Source organism: Oceanibaculum indicum P24, assembly GCF_000299935.1.
Lineage (GTDB): Bacteria > Pseudomonadota > Alphaproteobacteria > Oceanibaculales > Oceanibaculaceae > Oceanibaculum > Oceanibaculum indicum.
In genome coordinates, this window is the sequence record NZ_AMRL01000004.1 from 97,550 (window position 1) to 124,527 (window position 26,978).

Below are 26,978 nucleotides of genomic sequence, written 5' to 3' on the forward strand. Positions count from 1 at the left end.
TGGCTCAGGCGCCCTTTTCCGTTGCGTTGGATATCGGCCGGCGTTCTACGATGCTGAGGCCATAACCGTCCAGACCGACGATGTTCTTCTGGCTGTTCGACAACAGGATCATGTCCCGGATACCGAGGTCGAGCAGGATCTGCGCGCCGACACCATAGTCGCGCAGCTCGCCGCCGGCACTTTCATGCTCCAGACGCGCGCGCACCGTATCGGACAGGGCGGTAGCGCTGGGTTCGCGGATCAGTACGACGACGCCGCGCCCGGCCTCGGCGATCTGCGCCATCGCGGCCTGCAGCTGGCCACCCTTGCCGCTGCCCCGGTCGCCCAGCACATCGTCCAGCACGTTCAATGCGTGCATGCGCACCAGCACCGGCTCCGGCGTCGAGATATCGCCCTTCACCAGCGCGATATGCTCGGCATAGGTCGCCTTGTTCACATACAGCACCATGCGGAACGCGCCGCCATGCAGCGTCTCGATCTGGCTTTCCAGGCTGCGCCGCACGATGCTCTCGGTACGCCGGCGGTGCGCAATCAGATCGGCGATGGTGCCGACCTTCAGCCCGTGAAACTGCGCGAACTGAATCAGGTCGGGCAGCCGCGCCATGGTGCCGTCATCGTTCATGATCTCGCAGATCACGCCGGCCGGCAGCAGACCGGCCATGCGGGCGATATCGACGGCGGCCTCGGTATGGCCGGCGCGCACCAGCACGCCGCCCTCGCGTGCCACCAGCGGGAAGACATGGCCCGGCGTGACGATCTCGTCGCGGCCGCAGGCCGGATCGATGGCGACCGCGATGGTCCGCGCCCGGTCGGCTGCGGAAATGCCGGTCGTCACCCCGTCCTTCGCCTCAATGGAGACGGTGAAGGCGGTTTCGTGCCGGGAAGTGTGCTTGCGCGGCATCAGCGGCAGCCCCAACTCGTCGATACGCTCCCGCGTCATGGCAAGGCAGATCAGGCCACGGCCGAACTTCGCCATGAAATTCACCGCCTCGGGCGTCGCCATCGAGGCCGGGATCACCAGATCGCCCTCATTCTCCCGATCCTCGTCATCGATCAGGATGAACATCTTGCCGTTGCGGGCGTCCTGAATGATCTCCTCAATGGAGGCGAGCGCCTCGTGATAGGTGGTGCGGCGCAGATCCTTGGTGTCCATGATCGCTCAATCCCTTGCCGTAAGCCGCGCGACATAGCGCGCGAGCACGTCGATTTCCATGTTCAGCCCATCGCCGGGGCGGCGGTCGGCCAGGGTGGTGTGGGTCCAGGTATGGCCCACGATGTTGATGCCGAAATGCGCCGTGCCATCCGGCCTGTCCTCGACCGCATTCACGGTGAGCGAGATGCCGTCGAGGCAGACCGAGCCCTTGGGCGCCACATAGCGCGCGAGATCCGCCGGCGCCTGCACGACCAGCCGGTGGCTGTCGCCTTCCGGCGTGACAGAGACCAGCCGTGCGATGCCATCGACATGCCCCAGCATCAGATGGCCGCCCAGCTCGTCACCCAGCCGCAGCGCGCGCTCCAGATTGATGCGCGTGCCAACCTGCCAGCCGGCCAGCGTTGTCTTCGACAGGGTTTCCGCCGAGGCGGCGACGCGGAACCAGTTGCCGCCCTCGCCCTGTCCCTTCTCCGTGACCGTCAGGCAGACGCCCGAACAGGCGATGGAGGCGCCGAGATCGATGCTATCCGGCGCATAGGCGGTCTCGATGGTCAGGACCGTATCGCCCTCCACGCGCAGATCGGCGACACGGCCGATATCGGTGACGATGCCGGTGAACATCAGGCAGTCCCATCCGGTCGATGGGCGGCGGCAGGGTTCGGGATCGGCCCCTGATCCATGGCGGCTTCCTTTGCACTACAGGTCAGCGCGCACTCGGGGCGAAAGCGGGAATCGGCGGCCCTCGCGAAAGCGCGAGGCCGTTCAGGCGATGCCCGTTCTCTTCCATCCGGACTTTAACCGTCGGCTCCGGCATCTCACCGGATCTGCTGACCCCGGCCTTGCGGTCGGGCGCTCGCGGGCTTTGCAGGACCAGCCTGCTTACCGCCGGTGGGGAGTTTCACCCCGCCCTGAGAACGTCATAGTACCGCTGATATATGGCGCAGTTGCCGCGCTGGCAACGTTTAAGCGCGCGGGATGGGGTTGCGCGCGTAGCACTCCATCATGTCCGCACCGACCGGAACCGCATCGGTCCGGACAAAATCCGGGGCGTCCGCCACCCGTTGCAGCCCCAGCCCGCCAATGGCCGGCACACCGTCGCCGCCGATGGCAAGGCCGGCCCGGAACCAGACCAGCCGGTCGATCAGGTCACGCTGCAGCAGGGCGGCGATGACCGCGCCACCGCCTTCGACCAGCAGCCTTGTGATCCCGCGCGCACCCAAGGCCTGCGCCAGCGCCGTAACGTCCAGCGGATTGTCTCCGTCGCCCGGCAGCTCGATCACCTCCAGCCCGAGATCGCGGTAGGCATCAAGCCGCGACGGATCGTTCCCCTCCCGCGTGCACAGCCAGGTCGGCACCTGGGATGCCGTCGCCACCAGCCGGCTGGTCAGGGGCAGCCGCAGCCTGCCATCCGCCACGATGCGGACCGGCGACCGGCCGGCGAGCCCCGGCAGGCGGCAGGTGAGTTCGGGATCATCGGACAGCGCTGTGTTGCTGCCGACCAGAATGGCATCATGGGTGGCGCGCAGCAGATGGGCGTGACGGCGGGCCTCCGGCCCGGTAATCCATTTGCTGTCGCCGCTGTGGGTCGCGATATTGCCGTCAAGCGAGCTGGCGAGCTTCACCGTCACCAGCGGCCGCCCCTGCTCCACCTTCAGGAAGAACCCCTCATTCAGCCGGCGGGCCTCATCCGCGCACAGGCCGACATCCACGGCAATACCGGCGTCGCGCAGGCGGGCAATGCCGCGCCCGGAAACCCTGGGATCGGAATCCTCAAGCGCCACAACCGCGCGGGCGATGCCTGCCGCGACCAGCGCATCGGCGCAGGGCGGGGTCTTGCCGTGATGGGAACAGGGCTCCAGCGTGACATAGGCCGTGGCCCCTTTTGCCAGCGGCCCGGCACGGCGCAGAGCCTCGGTCTCGGCATGCGGCCGGCCGCCTGGCTGGGTCCAGCCACGCCCGACGATTTGGCCATCAGAGGAGACAAGGACGCAGCCTACCGCCGGATTCGGTGCCACCTGTCCCAGACCGCGCTCGGCAAGGGACAGGGCGGCACGCATATGGACCAGATCGGTCAATCCTCGACCGGCTCCATATCCTGATCGATCTTGCCAACAAACTCCTCGAAGTCCTTGGCTTCACGGAAGTTTTTATACACAGAGGCATAGCGGACATAGGCCACGGGATCGAGGTTGCGCAGCGACTCCATCACCAGCAGGCCGATCTGCGCCGCCGGGATTTCGGTCTCGCCGGAGCTTTCCAGCCGCCGCACGATGGAGTTCACCACACGCTCCAGCCGCTCATTCTCCACCGGCCGCTTGCGCAGCGCGATCTGCAGCGACCGAGCCAGCTTGTCGCGATCGAAGGGCGCGCGCTTTCCGTTGCGCTTCACCACCACCAGATCACGCAGCTGCACCCGCTCGAATGTCGTGAAGCGCGACCCGCATTCCGGGCAGAAGCGCCGGCGCCGGATCGCGGAATTATCCTCGGTGGGCCGAGAATCCTTCACTTGCGTGTCGTCATTCCCGCAGAACGGACAGCGCATTGCCCCCTACTCCCCCTGTTTAACGGCCAGGTTCCGGACCCGGCTCGCCTCGCCTACCCCAAATTCGAATAGATCGGGAACCGCGCGCACAGCTCCTTCACGCGCCCACGTACTGCGTTCTCGACCGCCGTATTGTCTTCCCCGTTAGCGGCGAGCCCGTCCAGCACATCGCCGATCATCTCGCCGACCTGGCGGAACTCCGCCGTGCCGAAACCGCGCGTGGTCGCCGCCGGCGAGCCCAGGCGCACGCCCGAGGTCACCATCGGCTTTTCCGGATCGAACGGCACACCATTCTTGTTGCAGGTGATGCCAGCACGCTCCAACGCCTGTTCGGCGATGTTGCCGGTCAGCTTCTTCGGGCGCAGATCGACCAGCACCACATGGCTGTCGGTGCCGCCCGAGACGATGTCGAGGCCGCGCTCAACCAGCGTGGCGGACAGCACCTTGGCGTTCTCCACCACAGCGCGGGCGTAATCCTTGAATTCCGGCTTCAGCGCCTCACCGAAGGCCACCGCCTTGGCGGCGATGACATGCATCAGCGGACCGCCCTGCAGGCCGGGGAAAACCGCGGAATTGATCTTCTTGCCCAGGTCCTCGTCGTTCGAGAGGATCATGCCGCCGCGCGGGCCGCGCAGCGTCTTGTGCGTGGTGGTGGTCACCACATGGGCATGCGGCAGCGGATCGGCGTAAACGCCGCCTGCCACCAGTCCGGCGAAATGCGCCATATCCACCCAGAAGATCGCGCCGACCGAATCGGCGATTTCCCGGAAGCGCTTGAAATCGATGGTGCGCGGATAGGCCGAGCCGCCGGTGATGATGATCTTCGGCCTGTGCTCCTTGGCCATCTCCTCGACCACATCATAGTCGATCAAGCCATCCTGGCGGCGCACGCCATACTGCACGGCGTTGAACCACTTGCCGGACAGGTTGGGTGCCGCCCCATGCGTCAGATGGCCACCGGCCGCAAGCGACAGGCCCATGATGGTGTCGCCGGGCTTCGCCAGCGCCAGCATAACTGCCTGGTTGGCCTGCGCACCGGAATGCGGCTGCACATTGACGAATTTGCAGTTGAACAGCTTCTTCGCCCGCTCGATCGCCAGGGTCTCGGCGACATCGACGAACTCGCAGCCGCCGTAATAGCGCTTGCCCGGATAGCCTTCGGCATATTTGTTCGTCAGCACCGAGCCCTGTGCTTCCAGCACCGCGCGGGAGACGATGTTTTCAGAGGCGATCAGCTCGATCTGTTCCTGCTGGCGATGAAGCTCATCCTGGATGGCGGCCTTCAGCTCGGCATCGGCCTCGCCTAGCGAGGCCTCGAAAAACCGGTCATGACTCAGCGGGCGGGAAGCAATAGGCTTGGAAGAAGTCATCGAGGCGGCAACCTTGAATCAAAGGATCGGGAGTGAGGGCATAGCCGCCGGCAGGGCGGCTTGTCCAGCCTTGTAACCTATGGTTTCGCGAGCTTGGCAACCCGCCCTTCATGGCGGCCGCCGGCAAAGGGTGTTTCAAGGAATGCCTTCAGGCAACCCTTGGCCACTTCCTCGCCCACGATGCGCCCGCCAAGGACCAGAACATTCGCGTCATTATGCTCGCGCGACAGCCGGGCGGTGGTCACATCCTGGCACAGCGCCGCCCGGATTTCCCGGTGGCGATTGGCCGCAATGCTGATGCCGATACCGGTACCGCAGACCAGGATGCCACGTGAAGCCTTCCCCGCCTTGATCGCCTGCGCCAGCTTTTCAGCATAGTCAGGATAATCGACCGAGGCGGTATCGTCAGTCCCCAGGTCGAGCGGCGCATATCCCAGGGACTCCAGCTCAAGCTTCAGAACGCCTTTCAGCGCGAAGCCGGCATGGTCGGATGCAATCGCGATGGTCTCGGTCATGAATGTCTTTACAGGTCCGTGTCGAATTCGCGGCATACCCAAACCAAAGGATTGCCGCGCCTATATGCGATGGACACTACCATATGTCCGGCACCCCTGCCAGTCCACCACAAGGACTATTCAGGAATGGGCCATGCGCAGGCGCGGGAGGCATTATCGCGAAAAAATCACGCGGCCCCCTTGCCACAGGAGGCAACGCCTACAAATGACTAGGTGAAGAATATTGCCTGCAGAGTAATTGTTAACGTTTATTAACCAGATTCCTGACTGTGATTTTTATTCTTAAAGCACTGCATGCTCGCTTTGAGAAAATTTCAATTTGATTATTGCGCATCGCAATTGACATAGACTATATGGAACGTATAAATATCAAATTTTACAAAACTTAACGATGGATGTGGAGATGAACCCAGAGACCGCGCCAGAAAGCGTCACGGCAAACGAACTTCTGAAAATGACAAGCGAAGTCGTGGCTGCTTATCTGCGCAATAACCCTCTGCCCGCCGCGCAAGTGTCCGAGATCATCGGCACAGTATACAGTTCGTTGCGCGCCCTCAGCGACCGGAATGGCGAAATGCCGGCCGAGCCGTTAAAGCCGGCAGTGGCCATCCGGAAGTCCATCGGTGACGACTACATTATCTGCCTGGAAGACGGCAAGAAGCTGAAGATGCTGAAACGTCACCTGCGCACCAACTACAACATGACGCCGGACGAATACCGGGCGAAATGGAACCTGCCGGCTGACTATCCGATGGTGGCGCCGAGCTATGCCAAGCAGCGCTCCGCCTTCGCCAAGAAGATTGGTCTCGGCAAGAGCGGCAGCCGGGGACGACGCGCCAGCGCCTGATTGCCTGCTTGCAGCGTTACAGATAACCCGCCAGGCCCGTCCAAGCGCGGGTGATCAGGGGGCATGTCAGCCTTAAGTGGCAACAGCGCCAAGGGGCAAGCGTCATGTGCAGACGGCTCCGCATGCTTGCAAACCGGCTCTCAGACGATGAGACCGCCCCGGCCCCCCTTTTCCCTTTTTTCCATGACGAAGCGCAGCTTGCGCAGCACGGCGTGACGAAGAGCCGCTTCGCCCCGCTGCGGGTCCCCCACGATGGAGACCTCGACCAGAGTCCTGGGATCGATGGCGCTGACCTTCACATAGGCGCCTACCGAATAGAATTCGATGATCACGCTGTTCTCGTCGAAGCCGGTCTTCATGCGATCCCGTCAGGTCAATCCGTCAAAAGCGGGCGACCAATATATCCCAGTTTTCCGCCCTCGGCACATGCGCTTCATGGCGTTTTGCCGCAACCCAACCATATATATGGAGATTCCGGGGTTGCACGCTATGTTCGTTTGGTGAACAACTCTGTTCCGCATTTCAACGGTCCTTTCGAGCTACCGGAGTAACGACCATGACCGCGCAGGCCGCCACCGCCATGAAACCCGCCGCCGGCAAGGCGCATCGCCCCAGCTTCTCCTGGGAAGATCCGCTGCTTCTCGACGATGCGCTGACCGAGGATGAGCGCATGGTGCAGGATGCCGCGCGCGCCTTCTGCGAAGAAAAGCTGATGACCCGTGTGCAGGAAGCCTTCCGCCACGAGGTCTTCCACCGCGAGATCATGAACGAGCTGGGCGAGCAGGGCTTCCTCGGCTCCACCATCGACGGCTATGGCTGTGCCGGCGTGAACTATGTCTGCTACGGCCTGGTCGCCCGTGAGGTCGAGCGTGTCGATTCCGGCTACCGCTCGGCGATGAGCGTGCAGTCCAGCCTGGTCATGCACCCGATCCATGCCTATGGCAGCGAGGCGCAGCGCCAGAAGTACCTGCCGAAGCTGGCGACCGGCGAATGGGTCGGCTGTTTCGGCCTGACCGAGCCGGACCACGGCTCCGATCCCGGCAGCATGAAGACCCGCGCCAAGAAGGTCGATGGCGGTTATGTCATCTCGGGCGCGAAGATGTGGATCACCAATTCCCCGATCGCCGACGTCTTCGTCGTCTGGGGCAAGACCGAGGATGGCGTGATCCGCGGCTTCATCCTGGAAAAGGGCATGAAGGGCCTGTCCGCGCCGAAGATCGAGGGCAAGTTCAGCCTGCGAGCCTCCATCACCGGCGAGATCGTGATGGACGAGGTGTTCGTGCCGGAAGAGAATTTGCTGCCGAATGTCGAGGGGCTGAAGGGCCCGTTCGGCTGCCTGAACAAGGCGCGCTACGGCATTGCCTGGGGCGCGCTGGGCGCCGCCGAGTTCTGCTGGCACGCCGCCCGCCAGTACACGCTGGACCGCAAGCAGTTCGGCCGGCCGCTGGCCGCCAACCAGCTGGTCCAGAAGAAGCTGGCCGACATGCAGACCGAGATCACGCTGGGCCTGCATTCCTGCCTGCGCCTGGGCCGACTGATGGATGAGGGCCGCGCCGCGCCGGAGATGATCTCGCTGCTGAAGCGCAACAATTGCGGCAAATCGCTGGACATCGCCCGCGTCGCCCGCGACATGCATGGCGGCAATGGCGTTTCCGACGAATATCACGTCATCCGCCATGTGATGAACCTGGAGGCGGTGAACACCTACGAAGGCACCCATGACGTGCATGCGCTGATCCTGGGCCGCGCCCAGACCGGCCTGCAGGCCTTCATGTAAGCCTTCCGGCATAGCTAGTGGAAAGGGCGGCCTTGTGGGGCCGCCCTTTTTATTTCGCCGGCTTGGGCAGCGGCAGCGGAGGCAGGCCCAGCGCGGCGCGGCAGGCCGCCTGAACCGCGAGCGCCTCGTCCCTGCTCACAGGCTCACCGTTGAAGCGCATGGCGCCATCACGATCCACCTCCAGCGTGCCGATGCGCGCCTCAGGCTTGAACAGCCTGGAATCGGACGGCAGGCCATAGCGCTTCTGCAGCTCGACCGTTATGTCGATGGCAATGGTATCGGGAATCCGGATGGCGCTGCCGCCGGACAGGTCCGCCGGGGCCACCTTCCGGCCATAGGCATCGACGCCAGGCTGATAGGCCACGCCTGCATCCGGCCGGTGCTGGACAGCGCCGGAGCAGACGTCTCCCTGAACCATGATCTCCGTCGCCATGGCCGGACCGGCCGCAAGCATCAGCCCGATGGCAGCGCCGGAAGTGAGGAGATTTGAAAGGGCAAACCGCATGGACGAAATTCCACTGTCTGGCATTTGCATCTAACATGCAGAAAGTTGATGACTCAGTGAAATCTATTTTGTAGCCTGAGCGGCACAAAAAAAGACCGCGCCGCTGTTAAGCGGCACGGCCCAAGTTTAGGGAGGAATCGCCACCAGGCGTCGGTCGAGAGGCCATAACAGCCTCAAACGACCTGAGAAAAAATATGAATTGTGCATTGCACTATGGCAAGAGCAAACCCGCTCTTGCCATTATTTTTTGCCTATTTTGCTGGCAGTTTTGGCATTTGCGAAGATTATCACCGCCATTTGCCTAAATAATACGCATTCGATAATGCGACTCTATCGCGACTGACGCCTCCAGGGCGGATTTGCCGCCAGGATCAGCGCCTGAATCGGGCAGTCGTCCCGGTGCGCGCCGGGCAGATAGCCGGTGCTCATCAGGAACTCGCCGACAATCTCACCGCCGGTGAAGCGGAAGGTCTTCTTGAACAGCTTCACCCAGCCTGCCTTGTCGAGCGGGTGGTGTGTATCGAGCCAGCCGCCGAACGAGCCATGGCTATCCTGCATGCCGCAGATAATGCCGGCATTGTGGATGATGGCATCGATCTTCAGCCGGTTACGGATGATGCCGGCATCGGCCAGAAGGCGCGCCCGCTCAGCCTCGCCATAGCGGGTAACGACCGCCGGATCGAAGCCCTCGAAGGCAGCGAACAGGGCCGGCCGCTTCTTCAGCGTGATTTCCCAGGACAATCCTGCCTGCATGATCTCCAGCGCCAGCCGCTCGAACAGCACCTTGTCGTCACTGACAGGGAAACCGTATTCCGTATCGTGATAGCTGGCATGGACCGGGTGCCCCGGCGCGCTGTCGCAATAGCCTGACATCGGCCTTAAGCCCCTATTGCCGGAAGGAATAGAAGTCGGACGATACGATCCAGTAGACCACGGCCCAGATTACCGCGGCGATGACGCTGGTGATCAGCGCCTTGCGCACCAGCATCGGCTTCACCGGTGCGCTGGCGGCATGCCCCGTCTCCGGCTTGTCCGGCGTCTTCACGCCGACCGGCAGCATCATGAAGAAGACGATCCACCAGGCGATGACGTAAACGACGATTCCCGATGTCCAGTACATTCCCGTTTCCTCAAGCCTGCTCGATTTCGACCAGCGTGCCGTGCATATCCTTCGGATGCAGGAACAGCACCGGCTTGCCATGGGCGCCGATCCTGGGCTCGCCATCGCCCAGAACCCTCAGCCCCGCTTCCGCCAGGCGGTCCCGCGCGGCGTAGATATCCGCGACCTCATAACACAGATGATGCATGCCGCCCGACGGATGCCGCTCCAGGAAGGTGCGGATCGGGGAGCCCTCCCCCAGCGGATGCAGCAGCTCGATCTTGGTGTTCGGCAGCGTGACGAACACCGTGGTCACACCATGTTCCGGCATATCGAGAGGCTCGGAAACCTCGGCCCCAAGGATGCCGCGATAGCTCTCCGCCGCCGCCGCCAGATCGGGCACGACAATGGCGACATGGTTCAGCCGGCCGATCATGCGTTGCTTCCGTCTTGTCTCATGATCCGATGATAGGTCCGCTAGTTCAGCCTGACCACATGCACATCGGTCACCGGCTTGCGCCCCAGCTCCTCGTTCAGCGCCCGGCGCACCGCGATCCGCACCGCCTCGGCCACCGACGCATCGTCGCGCCGCGCGCCCGACTGCATCGCCTCGACCGTATCGGCCGCCAGATCCAGGATATCGTCGCAGGCCGGATCATCGACCTCCAGTACGCCATGGAAGCTGCCGACAGGGTCGCTGCGCAGCCGCCCTGCCTTGTCCAGCACCAGCGTCAGCGTTACGGCACCGCTGTGCATCAGCCGGTGGCGGTCACGCAGTACCGGATCGCCCAGCCGCACCAGCCGCTTGCCGTCCAGCGCAAGGCGGCCGTTATAGACCTCGTCCACCCGCTCCGCCGGCCCCGGATAGAGCCGGATGACATCGCCATTGGCGACGACCAGCGCTTCCGGCACCTGGCAGTCGCGCGCCAGCCTTGCATGCTCGATCAGATGGCGGCTCTCGCCATGCACCGGAATGGCGATCTGCGGGCGCACATGCTGATACATGCGCACCAGCTCGCCGCGCGCCGGATGGCCAGAGACGTGGATATCGTCATTCTTCGCCGTCACCACCTCGATGCCGCGGCGGATCAGCGCGTTCTGCACCCGGGCGATGGATTTCTCGTTCCCCGGAATCACCCGCGAGGAGAAGATCACCGTATCCCCGCCTTCCAGCGTGATGTGCGGGTGGCTGTCGCCGACGATGCGGGACAGCGCGGCACGCGGTTCGCCTTGGCTGCCGGTGCAGATCAGCAGCACCTTGTCGCGCGGCAGGAAGCCCGCATCGTGCTCGCTCAGGAACTCGATGCCCTTCAGATAGCCATTCTCCTTCGCCGCCGAATTCATGCGCCACAGGGAGCGCCCGATCAGCGCCGGATGACGGCCATTTGCCTCGGCCACCTTCGCCATGGTTTCCAGCCGCGCCACGTTGGAGGCGAAGCAGGCAACCGCCACGCGGTTCTTGAAGCGGCCCACCATCTCGATCAGGTTCCGGCGCACATCGGCCTCTGATCCCGCCTCGCCTTCCCGGAAGACGTTGGTGGAATCGCCGATCATCGCCAGCACCCCCTCTTCGCCCAGGTCGCGCAGGCGCGCCTCGTCGGAGGTCGGGCCGACCAGCGGGTCGGGGTCGAATTTCCAGTCGCCGGTATGTACCACCGGCCCGGCCTCGCCGGCGCGGATCACCAGCGCGTTCGGCTCCGGGATCGAATGGGTCAGGGTGATCAGTTCGATCTCGAACGGCCCCACCTCGAAAGTGCCGGAAAGCGGAACCACAGTGACCGGCACCTGCTTGCCGAAGTCGGTATCCTCCAGCTTACGGCGCAGCACGGAGGCGGTGAAGGGCGTGGCGTAGATCGGGCAGCGCAGACGCTTCCAGAGATAGGGCACCGCGCCCAGATGATCCTCATGCGCGTGGGTCAGGATCAGGCCGCACAGCTCGTCCACATGCTCGACGATGAAAGTCGGGTCCGGCGTGATGACCTCGATCCCCGGCATCGAATCGTCGCCGAAGGTCACGCCGCAATCGACCATCAGCCACTGACCCTTGTGGCGGTAGAGGTTGAGGTTCATGCCGATCTCGCCGGCGCCGCCAAGCGGCAGGAAGTACAGCCCCTCGTCGTCTGGATCGAGATAATCGGTGACGACACCATTACGGGCCGCACTCTTCAGGGCCGCGCCATTGACCGGCGCGGCGGCGTTCTTCTTCTGTTTTTTCGTCATGCCTGTCTGTTCAAGCGGTTCACGATGACCATGCCCTTCATCGTCAGGTCCTGGTCGAGAATGTCGAAGATGCCGGTCGCATCGGCGAAGACCGGTACCAGCCCGCCGGTCGCGATAACCTTCATGGGCTGGCCGAATTCGTCACGGATACGCGCCACAAGCCCCTCGATCAGCGAGATGTAGCCCCAGAAGATGCCGGACTCGAAACAGCCAACCGTGGTCGAGCCAATCACCTTCTCCGGCCGGCGCACCGCAACGCGCGGCAACAGGGCTGCTGCCATGCGCAACGCCTCGATCGAAAGGTTGATGCCCGGCGCGATGACCCCGCCGCAATAATTGCCGTCGGCATCGACCACGTCGAAGGTCGTGGCGGTGCCGAAATCGACAACAATGGCGGGACCACCGTAGAAATGGTGCGCCGCGACCGTATTGACCAGACGGTCGGCGCCAACTTCTTCCGGCCGGTCCACCTTGGCGACCGTGCCCTTCTTCACCGAGGCGTCGCCATAGACCAGCGCATCGCGCCCGAAATAGGCGCGGCAAAGCTGCCGAAGGTTATAAAGCGTGTCCGGTACGACAGAGGCGATGAGGCATTCCGTCACATCGGCGGGCGTCTTGCCTTTCAGCGCCATCAGCTGGATCAGCCAGATCGCATATTCGTCCGCCGTGCGCTTGGCATCGGTGCCGATGCGCCAGGAGCCGATCTCCCGGTCATCGTCATACAGCGCGAACTTCACATTGGTGTTGTTGGAGTTAATGGCCAGCAGCATGTCCGATCCCCCTCCTACCGCGCCAGGAAGACGTCGCCGGCGGTGATCCGGCGCCGCCCGTCCGGCTGTTGCAGCAGCAACGCCCCGTCCCCGTCGAGATCGGCAAACACGCCCTCAAGCGTGCTGTCCGGCAGCCGCACCTGGATCGGCGCGCCAAGGCCGATGGCATCGCGCAGCCATGCCTCCCGGATCGCCGGGAAGCCCTGTGTCCGCCACTGGCTGTCCCAATGGCCGAGCGCCTGCAACAGGGTGTCACGGGCCGCCAGAACGCCGGGGTCCGCTCCCTGGGCGGCGAGGCTGGTTGCCGGGCGCTCCGAGTCCGTCGGGTAATGCGCGAGATTGATGCCCATGCCGAGGATCACATATTCGACATCGCCGCCGCTGACCGGGCCTGTTTCCAGCAGGATGCCGGAAATCTTCAGCCCGTCCACCAGCACATCGTTCGGCCATTTCACCGCCACCGGCACGCTGTCGGGCAGGAACCGGCGCACCAGATCGCGCACTGCCAGCGCGGCGATGAAGGAAAGCTGGGCCGCCTGCCCCGCCGGGCAGGAAGGCCGCAGGATCGCGGAGAGATAGAGATTGCCCGGCGGCGATGCCCAGGCACGACCGCGGCGCCCCCTGCCCCCCAGCTGCTCCTCGGCGGTTACCGCCGTACGGTCAGCCGCCCCCTGCCGGGCAAGAGCATGCGCCTCGTCATTCGTGCTGCCGACGCTGCCGAGGGCGACGACCTCGAAGCGCGGACCAGCCTCGATCATCCCGGGAAGAGCGCCGCCGCCGCCTGTGCGGCCCCGTTCAGGATCGGCGCCGGCCACAGGAAAAACAGCAGGGTGAACAGGCCGCTGACTGCGATCACCGTACCGAGTTCACGGCGGACCGGGCTGTCCAGCTCCTCAACCGGCTCGTCGAAATACATCACCTTCACGATGCGCAGATAGTAGAAGGCGCCAACGACGCTGCTGACCACGCCGATGACGGCGAGGATATAAAGGCCGGCCTCGATGGCGGCCAGGAACACGTACAGCTTGCCGAAGAAGCCGGCCAGCGGCGGAATGCCCGCCATGGAGAACATGAAGATGGTCAGCGCCACCGCCATCATCGGATGGGTGCGGGACAGGCCCGCCAGGTCGGAGATGTTCTCGACCAGCCGGCCCTGCTGGCGCATGCACAGGATGACGGCGAAGGTGCCGACATTCATCACCAGATAGATCGCCATGTAGATCAGCACGCCGCGCACGCCGACCTCGCTGCCGGCAGCCAGGCCAACCAGCGCATAGCCCATATGGCCGATGGAGCTGTAGGCCATCAGGCGCTTGATGTTGGTCTGCATGATGGCGGCCAGCGCGCCCAACACCATGGAGCCGATGGAGATCAGCACGATGATCTGCTGCCACTGGCTGGCGATCTCGCCGAACGGCTCCACCATCACCCGGCAGAACAGCGCGATAGCGGCGAATTTCGGCGCCGAGGCGAACAGCGCGGTCACCGGGGTCGGTGCGCCCTCATAGACGTCCGGCGTCCACATGTGGAACGGCACAGCGGAGACTTTGAAGGCAAGGCCAGCCGACAGGAACACGATGCCGACGATCAGGCCAACCGACGGCTCGCCGCCCAGCGCCTGCGCCAGAACCGCGAAATCGGTGCTGCCGGTGAAGCCATAGATCATCGAGCTGCCATAGAGCAGCATGCCCGAGGACAATGCCCCCAGGACGAAATATTTCAGGCCCGCCTCGGTGGAGCGCAGCGAATCGCGCCGGAAGGCCGCCGCGATGTAGAGCGACAGGCTCTGCAGTTCGAGGCCGACATAGAGCGACATCAGATTGTTCGCCGACACCATCATCATCATGCCGACCGTGGCGAACAGGATCACCACCGGATATTCGAAGCGCGCCGCGTTCTCGCGCTCCAGATAATCCATCGACAGGATAACCGCGACCGCCGAGCCCAGCAGGATGAACAGCTTGGCGAACAGCGCGAAGGAATCGGCGACGAACATCCCCTCGAAGGCGATGACCTTCCCGCCCCAGCCGGCGAAGATGTAGAGCAGCACCGCCGTGACGGCGAAGCTGGCCACGGTCAGCCAGGACAGGCTGCGCAGCGACCGGTTGCCCTGGAACACGCCCAGCAGCAGCAGCGCCATGCCGGCGCAGGCCAGGAAGATTTCCGGGATTGCCGGTCCGAGCACGAGGCTTCCGAGCACAAGGGTTGTGTCTTGCATGTCCGTTTGCCCCGTCCCTTACCGTACCGCCACGGAGGTCGCCTGGCCGGCAGCCAGCGCCGTCTCGTAATTCTGGATCAGATTCTCGACCGACACCGCCATGACGTCCAGGAAGGTCGAGGGGTAGATGCCCATCCACAGCACCAGCACGATCAGCGGCGCGAACATCGCCTTCTCGCGCCAGTTCAGGTCCAGCATCGCCTTCACATCGTCCTTGTCCAACACGCCGAACACGACCCGCCGGTAGAGGTAGAGCATGTAGGCCGCGCCCAGCACCACGCCGGTGGCCGCCAGGAAGGCGATCCAGCTGTTGGTCATGAAGGCGCCGGTCAGCACCAGGAACTCGCCGACGAAGCCGCTGGTGCCCGGCAGGCCGACCGAAGCCAGCATGAACACCATGAACACCAGCGCATAGCGCGGCATGTTGTGGACGAGGCCGCCATAGCGCGCGATCTCGCGGGTGTGCAGCCGGTCATAGACCACGCCGACGCACAGGAACAGCGCGCCAGAGACGATGCCATGGCTCAGCATCTGGAAGATCGCGCCCTGCAGCCCCTGCATGGTGGCGGTGAAGATGCCGATGGTCACGAAGCCCATATGGGCGACCGACGAATAGGCGATCAGCTTCTTCATATCCTCCTGCGCCAGCGCCACCAGCGAGGTGTAGATCACCGCGACGATGGACAGCGCGAACACCAGCGGCGCGAAGAACTCGCTGGCTTCCGGCATCATCGGAAGGCTGAAGCGGATGAAGCCGTAACCGCCCATCTTCAGCAGCACGCCGGCCAGGATCACGGAGCCCGCGGTCGGCGCCTCGACATGGGCGTCCGGCAGCCAGGTGTGCACCGGCCACATCGGCACCTTCACCGCAAAGGAGGCGAAGAAGGCCAGCCACAGCCAGTGCTGCATGCCCGCCGGGAAGCCGTGCGCCATCAGCGTCGGGATGTCGGTCGTGCCGGCATCGAAATACATCGCCAGGATGGCCAGCAGCATCAGCACGGAGCCGAGCAGTGTGTAGAGGAAGAACTTGAAGGCGGCATAGACGCGGCGCGCCCCACCCCACACCCCGATGATGATGAACATCGGGATCAGCACTGCCTCGAAGAAGATGTAGAACAGTACCAGGTCCAGCGCGCAGAACATGCCGACCATCATCGTCTCCAGGACGAGGAAGGCGATCATGTACTCCTTCACGCGGGTCTTCACCGAATCCCAGCTCGCCAGCACACAGATCGGCGTCAGCAGCGTGGACAGCAGCACGAAGAACATCGAGATGCCATCGACGCCCATATGGTAGCCGATGCCGAATTCCGGCATCCAGGCGACCTTCTCGACCAGCTGGAAATCGGCGGTGGAGCTGTCGAACTCCGCCCAGATCATCAGCGACAGGGCAAAGGTGATGAGCGAGGTCCACAGTGCCATGTTGCGGGCATTGCGGGCCACCACCTCGGCCTCGCCGCGGGTCGCCAGGATGAACAGCGCGCCCACCAGCGGCAGGAAGGTGACGAGCGAGAGCAAGGGCCAGCTACTGGTCATGGGTCAGGCCATCCGAGAGAACACGTACCAGGTCACCAGCACCACCACGCCGATCAGCATGGCGAATGCATAATGATAGAGATATCCCGACTGCAGCAGCGCCGTGCGCTGGGCCAGCAGGCGCGTGGTCAGCGCCACGCCGTCCGGGCCGAAACCGTCGATGATCCTGCCGTCGCCCTGCTTCCACAGCACGCGGCCGATCCAGCGCACCGGGCGCACGAACAGGAAGTCGTACAGCTCGTCGATGTACCATTTGTTCAGCAGGAACAGGTACAGCGGCCGCCACTGGTTGGCGATGGCTTCCGCCGTGCCCGGACGCAGCATATAGACGTAATAGGCGCCGCCGATGCCAACCACGCCGGCCAGGATGGGCAGCAGCTTCACCCACAGCGGCACATGGTGCGCGGCCTCGATCACATCGCGGCCTTCCATCACGAAGATGGACGCGCCCCAGAACGCCTCGCGGCCATCGCCGACGAAGGATTCGTAGCCGACGAAGCCGGCGAAGATGGCGCCGATGGCCAGCACGATCAGCGGGATCGTCATCACCTTCGGCGATTCGTGCACATGCTCCATCGTGTGATGGTCGGCGCGCGGCTTGCCGTGGAAGGTCAGCAGCAGCAGGCGCCAGGAATAGAACGCGGTCAGCACGGCCGCCGCAATGCCCAGCCAGAAGGCGAAATGCCCGATGGGCGTGCCCGCCGCAAAAGCCGATTCTAGGATCATGTCCTTGGAATAGAAGCCGGCGAAGAAGGGCACGCCGGCCAGCGCCAGCGAGCCGATCCACATCAGCCCGTAGGTCAGCGGGATCAGCTTCCAGATGCCGCCCATCTTGCGCATGTCCTGCTCGTTCGACATCGCATGGATGACCGAGCCGGCGCCAAGGAACAGCAGCGCCTTGAAGAAGGCGTGCGTCATCAGGTGGAAGATCGCCGCCGAATAGGCCGACACGCCGATGGCGAAGAACATGTAGCCGAGCTGCGAACAGGTCGAATAGGCGATGACCCGCTTGATGTCGGTCTGCGTCAGGCCGACGGTCGCGGCAAAGATCGCCGTGATCGCGCCGAGGAAGGTCACCACCTCCAGCGCCATCGGGGCGTATTCGAACATCGGCGACAGGCGCGACACCATGAACACGCCGGCGGTCACCATCGTCGCGGCATGGATCAGCGCGGAGACCGGCGTCGGGCCTTCCATCGCGTCCGGCAGCCAGGTGTGCAGGATGAACTGCGCCGACTTGCCCATCGCGCCGACGAACAGCAGCAGGCAGACCGTGGTCAGCGCATCAAGCTGCATGCCCAGGAAGTCGATCTTCTGACCGACGGCGCCGGGGGCGGCCTGGAACAGCTCGTCGAACACCACCGTGTCGAACAGCAGGAAGCAGCCGAAGATGCCCAGCATGAAGCCGAAATCGCCAACGCGGTTCACCAGGAACGCCTTGATCGAGGCGTCGTTGGCGGAATCCTTGTGGTACCAGAAGCCGATAAGCAGGTAGGAGGCAAGGCCCACGCCTTCCCAGCCGAAGAACATCTGCACCAGATTGTCGGCCGTCACCAGCATCAGCATGAAGAAGGTGAACAGCGACAGATAGGCCATGAAGCGCGGGATCGAATGATCATGCGACATGTAGCCGATGGAATAGACATGCACCATCGACGACACCACGGTGACGACGATCAGCATGACCGCGGTCAGCGTATCGACGCGCAGCGCCCAGCTGACGTCCATCGCGCCGGACTGGAACCAGGTGAACAGCTCCACCGTCCGGGCATTGCCGCCCAGTGCCACGTCGATGAACACGACGATGGACAGCGCCATCGACACCAGCATCAGCGCGCAGGTGACGAGCTGCGCCGCGCGGTCGCCGATGATACGGCCGAAGAAGCCCGCGATGATGGCGCCCAGGAGGGGCAGGAAGACGATTGCGGCAAACATCCCGGATCAGCCCTTCATCATGTTGACGTCTTCGACTTCGATCGAGCCGCGGTTGCGGAAGAACACGACCAGGATGGCAAGGCCGATGGCCGCCTCCGCCGCCGCGACCGTCAGCACCAGCATGGCGAAGATCTGGCCGACCAGATCACCCATGAAGCTGGAGAAGGCGACCAGGTTGATGTTCACCGCCAGCAGCATCAGTTCGATCGACATCAGGATGATGATGACGTTCTTCCGGTTCACGAAGATGCCGAAGATACCCAGCGTGAACAGGATCGCCGCCAGCGTGAGGTAATGGGACAGTCCGATTTCCATGGCGCTTACACTCCCCCGCCGGTCGGCACCTTCACGGTCGCCACCACATCCTCGGGGCGGCGCGCGTTCTGCTCGGCGATGGACTGTTTGCGCACGCCCTCGCGCTGGCGCATCGTCAGCACGATGGCGCCGATCATCGCGATCAGCAGCACCAGACCCGATGCCTGGAACAGATAGACATATTTCGTATACATGACCTGGCCGATGGCCTCGGTGTTGCTCACCTCGGTCATGGCCGGCGTCGGCAGCGCCGACAGCTGCGTCATCTCCGGCGCCATGATCCAGGTTCCGAAGATCAGCCCCAGCTCGACCAGCAGGATCACGCCGATCAGCCCGCCGATTGGCAGGTACTGCAGGAAGCCTTCGCGCATCCGCACGAAGTTGATGTCCAGCATCATGACCACGAACAGGAACAGCACCGCGACCGCGCCGACATAGACGACGACCAGGATCATCGCCAGGAATTCCGCCCCGATCAGCACGAACAGCCCGGCGGCATTGAAGAAGGCCAGGATGAGATAGAGCACGGAGTGCACGGGATTGCGCGAGGCGATGACCATGACGGCCGACGCCACGGTAATCCCCGCAAACAGATAGAAGACTAGCGCCTGGATAATCATCAAGCCCTCGATTGGTGCCCCCGGATGCGGCCGAACATGGCCGCCCCTCCCTCAGTCAAAACCCCATGCCGTCCCGACGGCCGCGCCCTCAGCGGTAAGGCGCGTCCACGGTCAGGTTCGCCGCGATCTCGGCTTCCCAGCGGTCGCCGTTCGCAAGCAGCTTGTCCTTGTTGTAGAACAGCTCCTCGCGGGTTTCGGTCGCGAACTCGAAATTCGGTCCCTCGACGATGGCATCCACCGGGCAGGCTTCCTGGCAGAAGCCGCAATAGATGCACTTCGTCATGTCGATGTCGTAGCGCGTGGTGCGCCGGCTGCCATCCTCGCGCGGTTCCGCCTCGATGGTGATGGCCTGCGCCGGGCAGATCGCCTCGCACAGCTTGCACGCGATGCAGCGCTCCTCGCCGTTCGGATAGCGGCGCAGCGCATGCTCGCCCCGGAAGCGCGGGCTGATCGGCCCCTTCTCGTAGGGATAGTTCAGCGTCACCTTGGGCTTGAAGAAATACTTCAAGGTCAAGGCCATGCCGGAGACCAGCTCCGTCAGGAGCAGCGCGCGGGCATTTCGATCAATGAACGCCATGCAGTCCGTCCCTCAAATCCCTTCCTTGGCGGGCAGCCCGTAGCCGGGTCTGCCCCTCGAACCCCAAATCACCCCCCGGTCCGGCGGCGCCTACCATAGTCGCCGCCTGCCGGATGACAAGCCTCACTTCGGCAGCCAGTCGAAGGCCACCAGAACACCCGCCGTCAGCACCACCCAGAGCAGCGAGAACGGCAGGAACACCTTCCAGCCGAGACGCATCAGCTGGTCGTAGCGGTAGCGCGGGAACGTCGCGCGCACCCACAGGAACACGAACAGCACCGCGCAGATCTTCAGCACGAACCAGATCGGCCCCGGCACCCAGTTGAACGGCGCGATGTCGAACGGCGGCAGCCACCCACCCAGGAACAGGATGGTGGTCATCGCGCTCATCAGGATCATGTTCGCGTATTCGCCGAGGAAGAACAGTGCGAAGCTCATCGACGAATATTCGACGAAATAGCCGGCCACCAGCTCCGACTCGCCTTCCGGCAGGTCGAACGGCGCGCGGTTGGTCTCCGCCAGCGCGGACACGAAGAAGATCACGAACATCGGCAGCAGCGGGATGGCGAACCATACCGTCTCCTGCGCGCGCACGATGTCCGACAGGTTCAGCGACCCGACGCACAGCAGCACGGTAATGATGACGAAACCGATGGATACCTCGTAGGAGACCATCTGCGCCGCCGAGCGCAGCGCGCCCAGGAACGGGTATTTCGAGTTCGACGCCCAGCCGGCCATGATGATGCCGTACACGCCCAGCGAGGAGATCGCGAACAGGTACAGGATGCCGACATTGATGTCGGCGATCACCATGCCGTCGCCGACCGGGATCACCGCCCAGGCCACCATCGCCAGGATGAAGGTCAGCATCGGCGCCATGATGAAGACGACACGGTTGGCGCCCGCCGGCAGGATCGTCTCCTTGGCGAACAGCTTCAGCCCGTCGGCCAGCGGCTGCAGCAGGCCGAACGGGCCGACCTTGGCCGGGCCGGTGCGCAGCTGCATGCCGGCGATCACCTTGCGTTCAGCCAGCGTCAGATAGGCCACTGCCACCAGCAGCGGCACCACGATGGCCAGAATCTGCGCCAGAATGATGATCAGCGGCAGTACATAGCCGTCCCAGAACTCAACCATGGGTCCCCGTCATCCCCTGCTCGTCGCCCGCATTCTTCAGCACGAAGGCCTCGGTGCACTTCGCCATCGTCGCCGAGGCGCGGCTGACCGGGTCCGTCATGTAGAAATTCCGGATCGGATAGGCGATGGCCGTATCCTCGATGATGCCGGCGGCGCCGAACGCGCCCCATTCGCCAGCCTCGGCATGCTCCACCCGGGCAAAGACCGGATAGTCCGCCACCAGCTTCTGGCGCAGTTCGATCAGCGAGTTGTACGGCAGTGTCTTGCCCAGCCGCTCCGACAGGGCGCGCAGGATCTTCCAGTCCTCACGCGCCTCGCCCGGCGGGAAGGCGGCCATCTTGCCGAGCTGCACCCGCCCCTCGGTATTGGCGTAGAGGCCTTCCTTCTCGGTATAGGCCGCGCCCGGCAGGATCACGTCGGCGACATGCGCGCCGCGGTCGCCATGATGGCCCTGATAGATCACGAAGGCGTTCTTCAGCCTGTCGGTGTCGATCTCGTCGGCGGCCAGCAGATAGACCGTCTCGATCTCACCCTTCTCAGCGCCTTCCAGGATGCCGGCGACATCCTTGCCGCCTTCGCCCGGCACGAAGCCGAGATCGAGGCCGGCAACGCGTGCGGCGGCCGTGTGCAGCACGTTGAAGCCGTTCCAGTCCTCGCGGACCATGTTCAGCTTCTCGGCTATCTCCCGTGCGGCCGCCAAGATCGCAGCGCCGTCGGCGCGGGTCAGGGCGCCCTGGCCGATCACGATCATCGGCCGCTCGGCCGCCTTCAGCACCTTGGCGAAGGCGTGCTTGCCGGAGACGAACTCCGACAGGATCGCCGGGCTGTCGCCCAGGAACTCCGCCTTGTAGGTCAGGTCCGCCGGCGCGCCGATGGAAGCCACCTTCAGACCGCCCGCCAGCCAGCGCTTGCGGATGCGCGCATTCAGGATCGGCGCCTCGGTGCGCGGGTTGGTGCCGACCAGCAGGATGGCGTCCGCCTGCTCGATGCCGGCGATGCCGGTATTGAAGATATAGCCGGCGCGCGGGCCCGCATTCAGCTTCGTGCCATCCTGACGGCAATCGAGACTGGCCGCCCCCAGCGCCGTCATGATGCCCTTCAGCGCATACATGGATTCGGCATCGACCGTATCGCCGGCGATCGCCGCCAGCTTGGCCGCCGGGGTCGCTCGTATCCGGTCGGCGACGGCCAGCAGCGCCTCGTCCCAGCTCGCCGGCTGCAGCTTGCCGTTCACGCGGACATAGGGGGTATCCAGACGCTGGCGCTTCAGCCCGTCGCAGGCATAGCGCGTCTTGTCGGAAATCCACTCCTCGTTCACATCCTCGTTCAGGCGCGGCAGCACGCGCAGCACCTCGGAGCCGCGGCTGTCCACCCGGATCGCGGAGCCGACCGCGTCCATCACATCGACGGTCTCGGTCTTCTTCAGCTCCCAAGGGCGCGCCACGAAGGCATAGGGCCGCGAGGTCAGCGCGCCGACCGGGCACAGATCGATCACATTGGCCGACAGCTCGGAGGCCAGCGCCTTTTCGAGATAGGTGGTGATCTGCATGTTCTCGCCGCGATAGACGGCGCCCAGATCGTCCACGCCCGCCACCTCGCTGGCGAAACGGATGCAGCGCGTGCAATGGATGCAGCGCGTCATGATCGTCTTGATCAGCGGCCCCATATGCTTGTCGGTGACCGCGCGCTTGTTCTCGTGATAGCGGCTGTCGCCCAGGCCATAGGCCATCGCCTGGTCCTGCAGGTCGCATTCGCCGCCCTGATCGCAGATCGGGCAATCCAGCGGATGGTTTGCCAGCAGGAATTCCATGACGCCGTTACGCGCCTTCTCCACGACCGGCGTGTCGGTCTTGATGACCATGCCGTCGGCGGCCGGAAAGGCACAGGAGGCGATGGGCTTCGGCGCCTTCTCCATCTCCACCAGGCACATGCGGCAATTGCCGGCGATGGACAGGCGCTCGTGATAACAGAAGCGCGGCACTTCCTTGCCGGCCACTTCGCAGGCCTGCAGCACGGTGGCCCCGGCAGGGACCTCGACTTCGATGCCGTCGACGATCAGTTTCGGCATGGATATTCCCCTACCCCTATCCTACTCGGCGGCCCGGGCGGAAACGCCGCCCTTGCGCGCATGGATACGCCGTTCCATTTCCGGCCGGAAATGCCGGATCAGCCCCTGGATCGGCCACGCGGCGGCGTCGCCCAGCGCGCAGATCGTATGCCCCTCGACCTGCTTGGTGACGTCTTCCAGCATGTCGATCTCGCCGATATCCGCCTCGCCGCGCACCATGCGCTCCATGACGCGCCACATCCAGCCCGTGCCCTCGCGGCACGGCGTGCACTGGCCGCAGCTTTCATGCTTGTAGAAATAGGACAGGCGGGCGATGGCCTTCACGATGTCGGTGGACTTGTCCATGACGATGACCGCCGCCGTGCCGAGGCCCGACCGCTTCTCGCGCAGCGTGTCGAAATCCATGAACAGCTCGTCGCACTGCTCGGCCGGCAGCACCGGCACGGAGGAACCGCCGGGGATCACCGCCAGCAGATTGTCCCAGCCGCCGCGCACGCCGCCGGCATGCTTTTCCAGCAGCTCGCGCAGCGGAATGCCCATCTCTTCTTCCACATTGCACGGCTTGTTCACATGGCCGGAAATGCAGAACAGCTTGGTGCCGGTGTTCTTCGGCCGGCCCAGCCCGGAGAACCAGGTCGCACCGCGCCGCAGGATGGTCGGCACCACCGCGATGCTCTCGACATTGTTCACCGTCGAGGGGCAGCCATAGAGGCCGACCGCCGCCGGGAAGGGCGGCTTCAGGCGCGGCATGCCCTTCTTGCCTTCCAGGCTCTCGATCAGCGCGGTTTCCTCGCCGCAGATATAGGCACCGGCGCCGCGATGCAGATACAGGTCGAAATCCCAGCCGGAACCGGCGGCGTTCTTGCCCAGAAGCCCGGCGTCATAGGCCTCGTCGATGGCGGCCTGCAGGCGCATCGCCTCGTTGTAGAACTCGCCGCGGATATAGATGTAGGCCGCATGCGCGCCCATCGCGAAGCTGGCGATCAGCGCACCCTCGATCAGCTTCTGCGGATCGTGGCGCATGATCTCCCGGTCCTTGCAGGTGCCGGGCTCCGATTCGTCGGCGTTGATGACCAGGTAATGCGGGCGCGGCCCGATCTCCTTGGGCATGAAAGACCATTTCAGGCCGGTCGGGAAGCCGGCGCCGCCGCGGCCGCGCAGCCCCGATTCCTTCACCTGGTCGATGATCCAGTCACGGCCCTTGGCGATGAAATCCTTGGTCTGGTCCCAGTCGCCGCGTTTGCGGGCAGCGGCAAGCTGCCAGCTTTCCTGACCGTACAGGTTGGTGAAGATGCGATCTTCGTCCTTCAGCATCAGACACTCGCCTCATCGCTATCCGAAGTATCGGCCTTCTTCTTGCTGGCCTTCTTCGCCGGCTTCATTTCCAGCAACGTGGTCGGACCGCCTTCCGGCGCCGAGAACTGGCGGCCGATCATCGAGCCGGCCGGCGGCACCTCGCCGCGCGACAGCTGATCGAGCAGCGTCTCCGTCGTCTCGGCGGTCATGTCCTCGTAGAAATCGTCGTTCACCTGCAGGATCGGCGCATTGGCGCAGGCCCCCAGGCACTCGACCTCGACCATCGAGAACTTGCCGTCCGCCGTCACCTCGCCGAAATCGATCCCCAGCTTGCGGCGGCAGGTCTCCACCACATCGTCGGAGCCGCGCAGCCAGCACGGCGTCGTGGTGCAGAGCTGCAGGTGGTAGGTCCCGACCGGCACCAGATGGAACATGGTGTAGAAGGTCGCGACCTCCATCACCCGCATCGGCGCCACGCCCAGGATCTCCGCGATATGCTCCATCGCCGCCTGCGGCACCCAGTTGTCGTGCTGGCGCTGCGCCAGATCGAGCAGGGGCAGAACGGCGGAAAGCTGGCGGCCTTCCGGGTACTTGGCGATGATCTTCTTGACCTGCGCCATGTTCTCCTTGGTGAAGGAGAAGCTGTCGGGCTGCTGCACCGTGGCGGTTGGCGCGGCGCTCATCGGTCGATCTCCCCGAAAACGATGTCGAGCGATCCCAGGACCGCGACGGAATCGGCCAGCATGTGACCCTTGCACATGTAGTCCATGGCGGCCAGGAACGGGAACCCCGGCGCGCGGATGTGGCAGCGGTAAGGCCGGTTGCTGCCATCGGCCACCAGATACACGCCGAACTCGCCCTTCGGCGCCTCGACCGCCGTGTAGGTCTCACCCGCCGGGACGTGGTAGCCCTCGGTATAGAGCTTGAAGTGATGGATCAGCGCTTCCATCGACTGCTTCATCTCGCCACGCTTCGGCGGTGCCACCTTCCGGTCGGTCGTCTTAACCGGGCCTTCTGGCATTTTTTCAATGGCCTGGCGCATGATCTTCAGGCTTTCACGCATCTCCGCCATGCGCACCAGATAGCGCGCGTAGCAGTCGCCCGTCTTGCCGATCACCACGTCGAAATCCATGTCGGCATAGGCGTCGTAGGGCTGCGACTTACGCAGGTCCCACGGCACGTTCGAGGCACGCAGCGACGGGCCGGAGAAGCCCCAGGCCTGCGCCTCCTCTGCCGACATGATGCCGATATCCACGGTGCGCTGCTTGAAGATGCGGTTCTCGGTCAGCAGGCTCTCGATATCGTCGATGATTTTCGGGAAAGTCTCTGTCCAGGCCAGGATGTCGTCGGCCAGTCCTGCCGGCAGGTCCTGATGCACGCCCCCCGGCCGGAAATAGGCCGAATGCAAGCGCGCGCCGCACACCCGCTCATAGAACTCCATCAGCTTCTCGCGCTCCTCGAAGCCCCAGAGCAGCGGCGTCATGGCGCCGACATCGAGCGCGAAGGTGGTGATGTTCAGCAGGTGGTTCAGGATGCGGGTGATCTCGGCATAGAGCACGCGGATATACTGCGCGCGCGCCGGCACTGTGATGCCCAGCAGCTTCTCGACCGCCAGCGCATAGGCATGCTCCTGGCACATCGGCGAGACGTAATCCAGCCGGTCGAAATAGGGCACGGCCTGCAGGTAGGTCTTGTACTCGATCAGCTTCTCGGTGCCGCGATGCAGCAGGCCGATATGCGGGTCGGCACGCTCGATGACCTCGCCGTCCATCTCCAGCACCAGGCGCAGCACGCCATGGGCGGCCGGATGCTGGGGGCCGAAATTCAGCGTCATCGGCTTGATCGTGACCTCAGCCATCAGGCATTCCCCCCATCCTGCGGGACATTGGCCTTTTCGTCGCCCGGAAGCTGGCGGGTCATGCCCTCCCACGGGCTGGTGAAATCGAAGGTCCGGAAATCCTGCACCAGCTTCACCGGCTCATAGACCACGCGCTTCTGCTCCTCGTCGTAGCGCACCTCGACATAGCCGGTCAGCGGGAAGTCCTTGCGCAGCGGATGCCCCTCGAAGCCATAGTCGGTGAGGATGCGACGCAGGTCGGGATGGTCGCTGAACAGCACGCCATAGAGGTCCCAGGTCTCGCGCTCGAACCAGTTGGCGCTGGGGAACACCCCGACGACCGACGGCACGGGCGTCGCCTCGTCGGTCGCCACCTTCACCCGGATGCGCTGATTGTGCTTCAGGCTCAATAGGTTATAGACCACCTCGAAGCGTTGCTCGCGGGCCGGGTAATCGGCGCCGCACACGCTGACCAGCACCTTGAACTGGCAATTGCTGTCGTCCCGCAGCAGGGTCATCAGCCGGATCAGCGAGGCCGGGCGCGTCCACAGGATCAGTTCGCCGGAGACGAACTCGCTGCGCTCCACCTCGTTCGCCGCGGCGCCCGCGATATAGTCGCCCAGATCGATCAATGCTTGGTTCAT

The 26,978-nt window shown here is 64.1% G+C and carries 28 protein-coding genes and 1 riboswitch; of the genes, 2 read left to right on the forward strand and 26 right to left on the reverse strand.

Going from position 1 to position 26,978, the window contains the following annotated elements; all coding sequences use genetic code 11:
* Positions 1–4: 4 nt before the first annotated feature.
* From ribB to rpiB, 6 genes are all read right to left on the reverse strand, one after another.
* Positions 5–1,153, reverse strand: coding sequence for a 3,4-dihydroxy-2-butanone-4-phosphate synthase (ribB, locus tag P24_RS05045; protein WP_008943618.1), 1,149 nt, complete (start codon positions 1,151–1,153; stop codon positions 5–7).
* Between the two features lie 6 nt (positions 1,154–1,159).
* Positions 1,160–1,774, reverse strand: a complete 615-nt coding sequence (locus P24_RS05050) for a riboflavin synthase (protein WP_008943619.1) — start codon at positions 1,772–1,774, stop codon at positions 1,160–1,162.
* A gap of 150 nt (positions 1,775–1,924) precedes the next feature.
* Positions 1,925–2,073, reverse strand: a riboswitch (FMN riboswitch).
* Between the two features lie 42 nt (positions 2,074–2,115).
* Complete coding sequence (gene ribD, locus P24_RS05055) at positions 2,116–3,210, reverse strand: bifunctional diaminohydroxyphosphoribosylaminopyrimidine deaminase/5-amino-6-(5-phosphoribosylamino)uracil reductase RibD (RefSeq protein WP_040706660.1); 1,095 nt, start codon at positions 3,208–3,210, stop codon at positions 2,116–2,118.
* Positions 3,211–3,224: 14 nt separating this feature from the next.
* Positions 3,225–3,695 (reverse strand): transcriptional regulator NrdR, encoded by a 471-nt coding sequence (nrdR, locus tag P24_RS05060; protein ID WP_008943621.1) that lies wholly within the window; start codon positions 3,693–3,695, stop codon positions 3,225–3,227.
* A 53-nt stretch (positions 3,696–3,748) separates the two neighbouring features.
* Complete coding sequence (gene glyA / locus P24_RS05065) at positions 3,749–5,065, reverse strand: serine hydroxymethyltransferase (protein WP_008943622.1); 1,317 nt, start codon at positions 5,063–5,065, stop codon at positions 3,749–3,751.
* Positions 5,066–5,142: 77 nt separating this feature from the next.
* Positions 5,143–5,580, reverse strand: coding sequence for a ribose 5-phosphate isomerase B (gene rpiB / locus P24_RS05070; protein ID WP_008943623.1), 438 nt, complete (start codon positions 5,578–5,580; stop codon positions 5,143–5,145).
* A 403-nt stretch (positions 5,581–5,983) separates the two neighbouring features.
* Here rpiB and P24_RS05075 point away from each other — a divergent pair, with 403 nt between their 5' ends.
* Entirely contained in the window at positions 5,984–6,427 is a 444-nt protein-coding gene (locus tag P24_RS05075) for a MucR family transcriptional regulator (protein WP_040706662.1), read from the forward strand.
* Positions 6,428–6,567: 140 nt separating this feature from the next.
* Here the strand turns inward: P24_RS05075 and P24_RS05080 are convergent, their stop codons facing one another.
* Positions 6,568–6,786, reverse strand: a complete 219-nt coding sequence (locus P24_RS05080) for a DUF6898 family protein (RefSeq protein WP_008943625.1) — start codon at positions 6,784–6,786, stop codon at positions 6,568–6,570.
* A gap of 197 nt (positions 6,787–6,983) precedes the next feature.
* Between P24_RS05080 and P24_RS05085 the strand changes: the two genes are divergently transcribed.
* Positions 6,984–8,204, forward strand: a complete 1,221-nt coding sequence (locus P24_RS05085; protein ID WP_008943626.1) for an acyl-CoA dehydrogenase — start codon at positions 6,984–6,986, stop codon at positions 8,202–8,204.
* A gap of 49 nt (positions 8,205–8,253) precedes the next feature.
* Here the strand turns inward: P24_RS05085 and P24_RS05090 are convergent, their stop codons facing one another.
* The 19 genes from P24_RS05090 to P24_RS05180 form a co-directional block, all read right to left on the reverse strand.
* The gene (locus P24_RS05090; protein WP_156816182.1) at positions 8,254–8,622 is read right to left on the reverse strand and encodes a hypothetical protein; all 369 of its coding nucleotides are present in this window, start codon (positions 8,620–8,622) and stop codon (positions 8,254–8,256) included.
* Positions 8,623–9,039: 417 nt separating this feature from the next.
* On the reverse strand, positions 9,040–9,582 hold the full coding sequence (locus P24_RS05095; protein ID WP_008943628.1) for a DNA-3-methyladenine glycosylase I: 543 nt from the start codon (positions 9,580–9,582) through the stop codon (positions 9,040–9,042).
* A 13-nt stretch (positions 9,583–9,595) separates the two neighbouring features.
* Positions 9,596–9,829, reverse strand: a complete 234-nt coding sequence (locus tag P24_RS05100; protein WP_008943629.1) for a DUF1467 family protein — start codon at positions 9,827–9,829, stop codon at positions 9,596–9,598.
* A 10-nt stretch (positions 9,830–9,839) separates the two neighbouring features.
* Positions 9,840–10,244, reverse strand: a complete 405-nt coding sequence (mce, locus tag P24_RS05105; protein WP_008943630.1) for a methylmalonyl-CoA epimerase — start codon at positions 10,242–10,244, stop codon at positions 9,840–9,842.
* Positions 10,245–10,285: 41 nt separating this feature from the next.
* The gene (locus P24_RS05110) at positions 10,286–12,028 is read right to left on the reverse strand and encodes a ribonuclease J (RefSeq protein WP_008943631.1); all 1,743 of its coding nucleotides are present in this window, start codon (positions 12,026–12,028) and stop codon (positions 10,286–10,288) included.
* Complete coding sequence (locus P24_RS05115) at positions 12,025–12,798, reverse strand: type III pantothenate kinase (RefSeq protein WP_008943632.1); 774 nt, start codon at positions 12,796–12,798, stop codon at positions 12,025–12,027. Before P24_RS05115 ends, P24_RS05110 begins: the two co-directional genes overlap by 4 nt.
* Before the next feature lie 14 nt (positions 12,799–12,812).
* Entirely contained in the window at positions 12,813–13,556 is a 744-nt protein-coding gene (locus tag P24_RS05120) for a biotin--[acetyl-CoA-carboxylase] ligase (RefSeq protein WP_008943633.1), read from the reverse strand.
* A complete protein-coding gene (gene nuoN, locus P24_RS05125) occupies positions 13,553–15,016 on the reverse strand; it encodes an NADH-quinone oxidoreductase subunit NuoN (protein ID WP_051013080.1) in 1,464 nt (487 codons plus the stop codon). The genes P24_RS05120 and nuoN overlap by 4 nt, the downstream gene beginning before the upstream one ends.
* A gap of 18 nt (positions 15,017–15,034) precedes the next feature.
* Positions 15,035–16,552: an NADH-quinone oxidoreductase subunit M gene (locus P24_RS05130; protein ID WP_040706610.1), complete on the reverse strand. Its 1,518-nt coding sequence runs from the start codon at positions 16,550–16,552 to the stop codon at positions 15,035–15,037.
* A 3-nt stretch (positions 16,553–16,555) separates the two neighbouring features.
* Positions 16,556–18,487, reverse strand: coding sequence for an NADH-quinone oxidoreductase subunit L (gene nuoL / locus P24_RS05135; protein WP_008943636.1), 1,932 nt, complete (start codon positions 18,485–18,487; stop codon positions 16,556–16,558).
* 6 nt (positions 18,488–18,493) lie between these two features.
* A complete protein-coding gene (nuoK, locus tag P24_RS05140) occupies positions 18,494–18,802 on the reverse strand; it encodes an NADH-quinone oxidoreductase subunit NuoK (RefSeq protein WP_008943637.1) in 309 nt (102 codons plus the stop codon).
* A 5-nt stretch (positions 18,803–18,807) separates the two neighbouring features.
* Positions 18,808–19,422: an NADH-quinone oxidoreductase subunit J gene (locus tag P24_RS05145; protein ID WP_008943638.1), complete on the reverse strand. Its 615-nt coding sequence runs from the start codon at positions 19,420–19,422 to the stop codon at positions 18,808–18,810.
* Between the two features lie 88 nt (positions 19,423–19,510).
* Positions 19,511–19,999: an NADH-quinone oxidoreductase subunit NuoI gene (gene nuoI / locus P24_RS05150; protein ID WP_008943639.1), complete on the reverse strand. Its 489-nt coding sequence runs from the start codon at positions 19,997–19,999 to the stop codon at positions 19,511–19,513.
* Between the two features lie 123 nt (positions 20,000–20,122).
* The gene (nuoH, locus tag P24_RS05155) at positions 20,123–21,133 is read right to left on the reverse strand and encodes an NADH-quinone oxidoreductase subunit NuoH (RefSeq protein WP_008943640.1); all 1,011 of its coding nucleotides are present in this window, start codon (positions 21,131–21,133) and stop codon (positions 20,123–20,125) included.
* On the reverse strand, positions 21,126–23,201 hold the full coding sequence (gene nuoG, locus P24_RS05160; protein WP_008943641.1) for an NADH-quinone oxidoreductase subunit NuoG: 2,076 nt from the start codon (positions 23,199–23,201) through the stop codon (positions 21,126–21,128). Before nuoG ends, nuoH begins: the two co-directional genes overlap by 8 nt.
* Before the next feature lie 21 nt (positions 23,202–23,222).
* A complete protein-coding gene (nuoF, locus tag P24_RS05165; RefSeq protein WP_008943642.1) occupies positions 23,223–24,515 on the reverse strand; it encodes an NADH-quinone oxidoreductase subunit NuoF in 1,293 nt (430 codons plus the stop codon).
* Entirely contained in the window at positions 24,515–25,180 is a 666-nt protein-coding gene (gene nuoE / locus P24_RS05170) for an NADH-quinone oxidoreductase subunit NuoE (protein ID WP_008943643.1), read from the reverse strand. Before nuoE ends, nuoF begins: the two co-directional genes overlap by 1 nt.
* Positions 25,177–26,355 carry an NADH-quinone oxidoreductase subunit D gene (locus P24_RS05175; RefSeq protein ID WP_008943644.1) on the reverse strand — a complete coding sequence of 393 codons (1,179 nt, stop codon included), beginning with the start codon at positions 26,353–26,355 and terminating at the stop codon, positions 25,177–25,179. Before P24_RS05175 ends, nuoE begins: the two co-directional genes overlap by 4 nt.
* Complete coding sequence (locus P24_RS05180) at positions 26,355–26,978, reverse strand: NADH-quinone oxidoreductase subunit C (RefSeq protein WP_040706613.1); 624 nt, start codon at positions 26,976–26,978, stop codon at positions 26,355–26,357. The genes P24_RS05175 and P24_RS05180 overlap by 1 nt, the downstream gene beginning before the upstream one ends.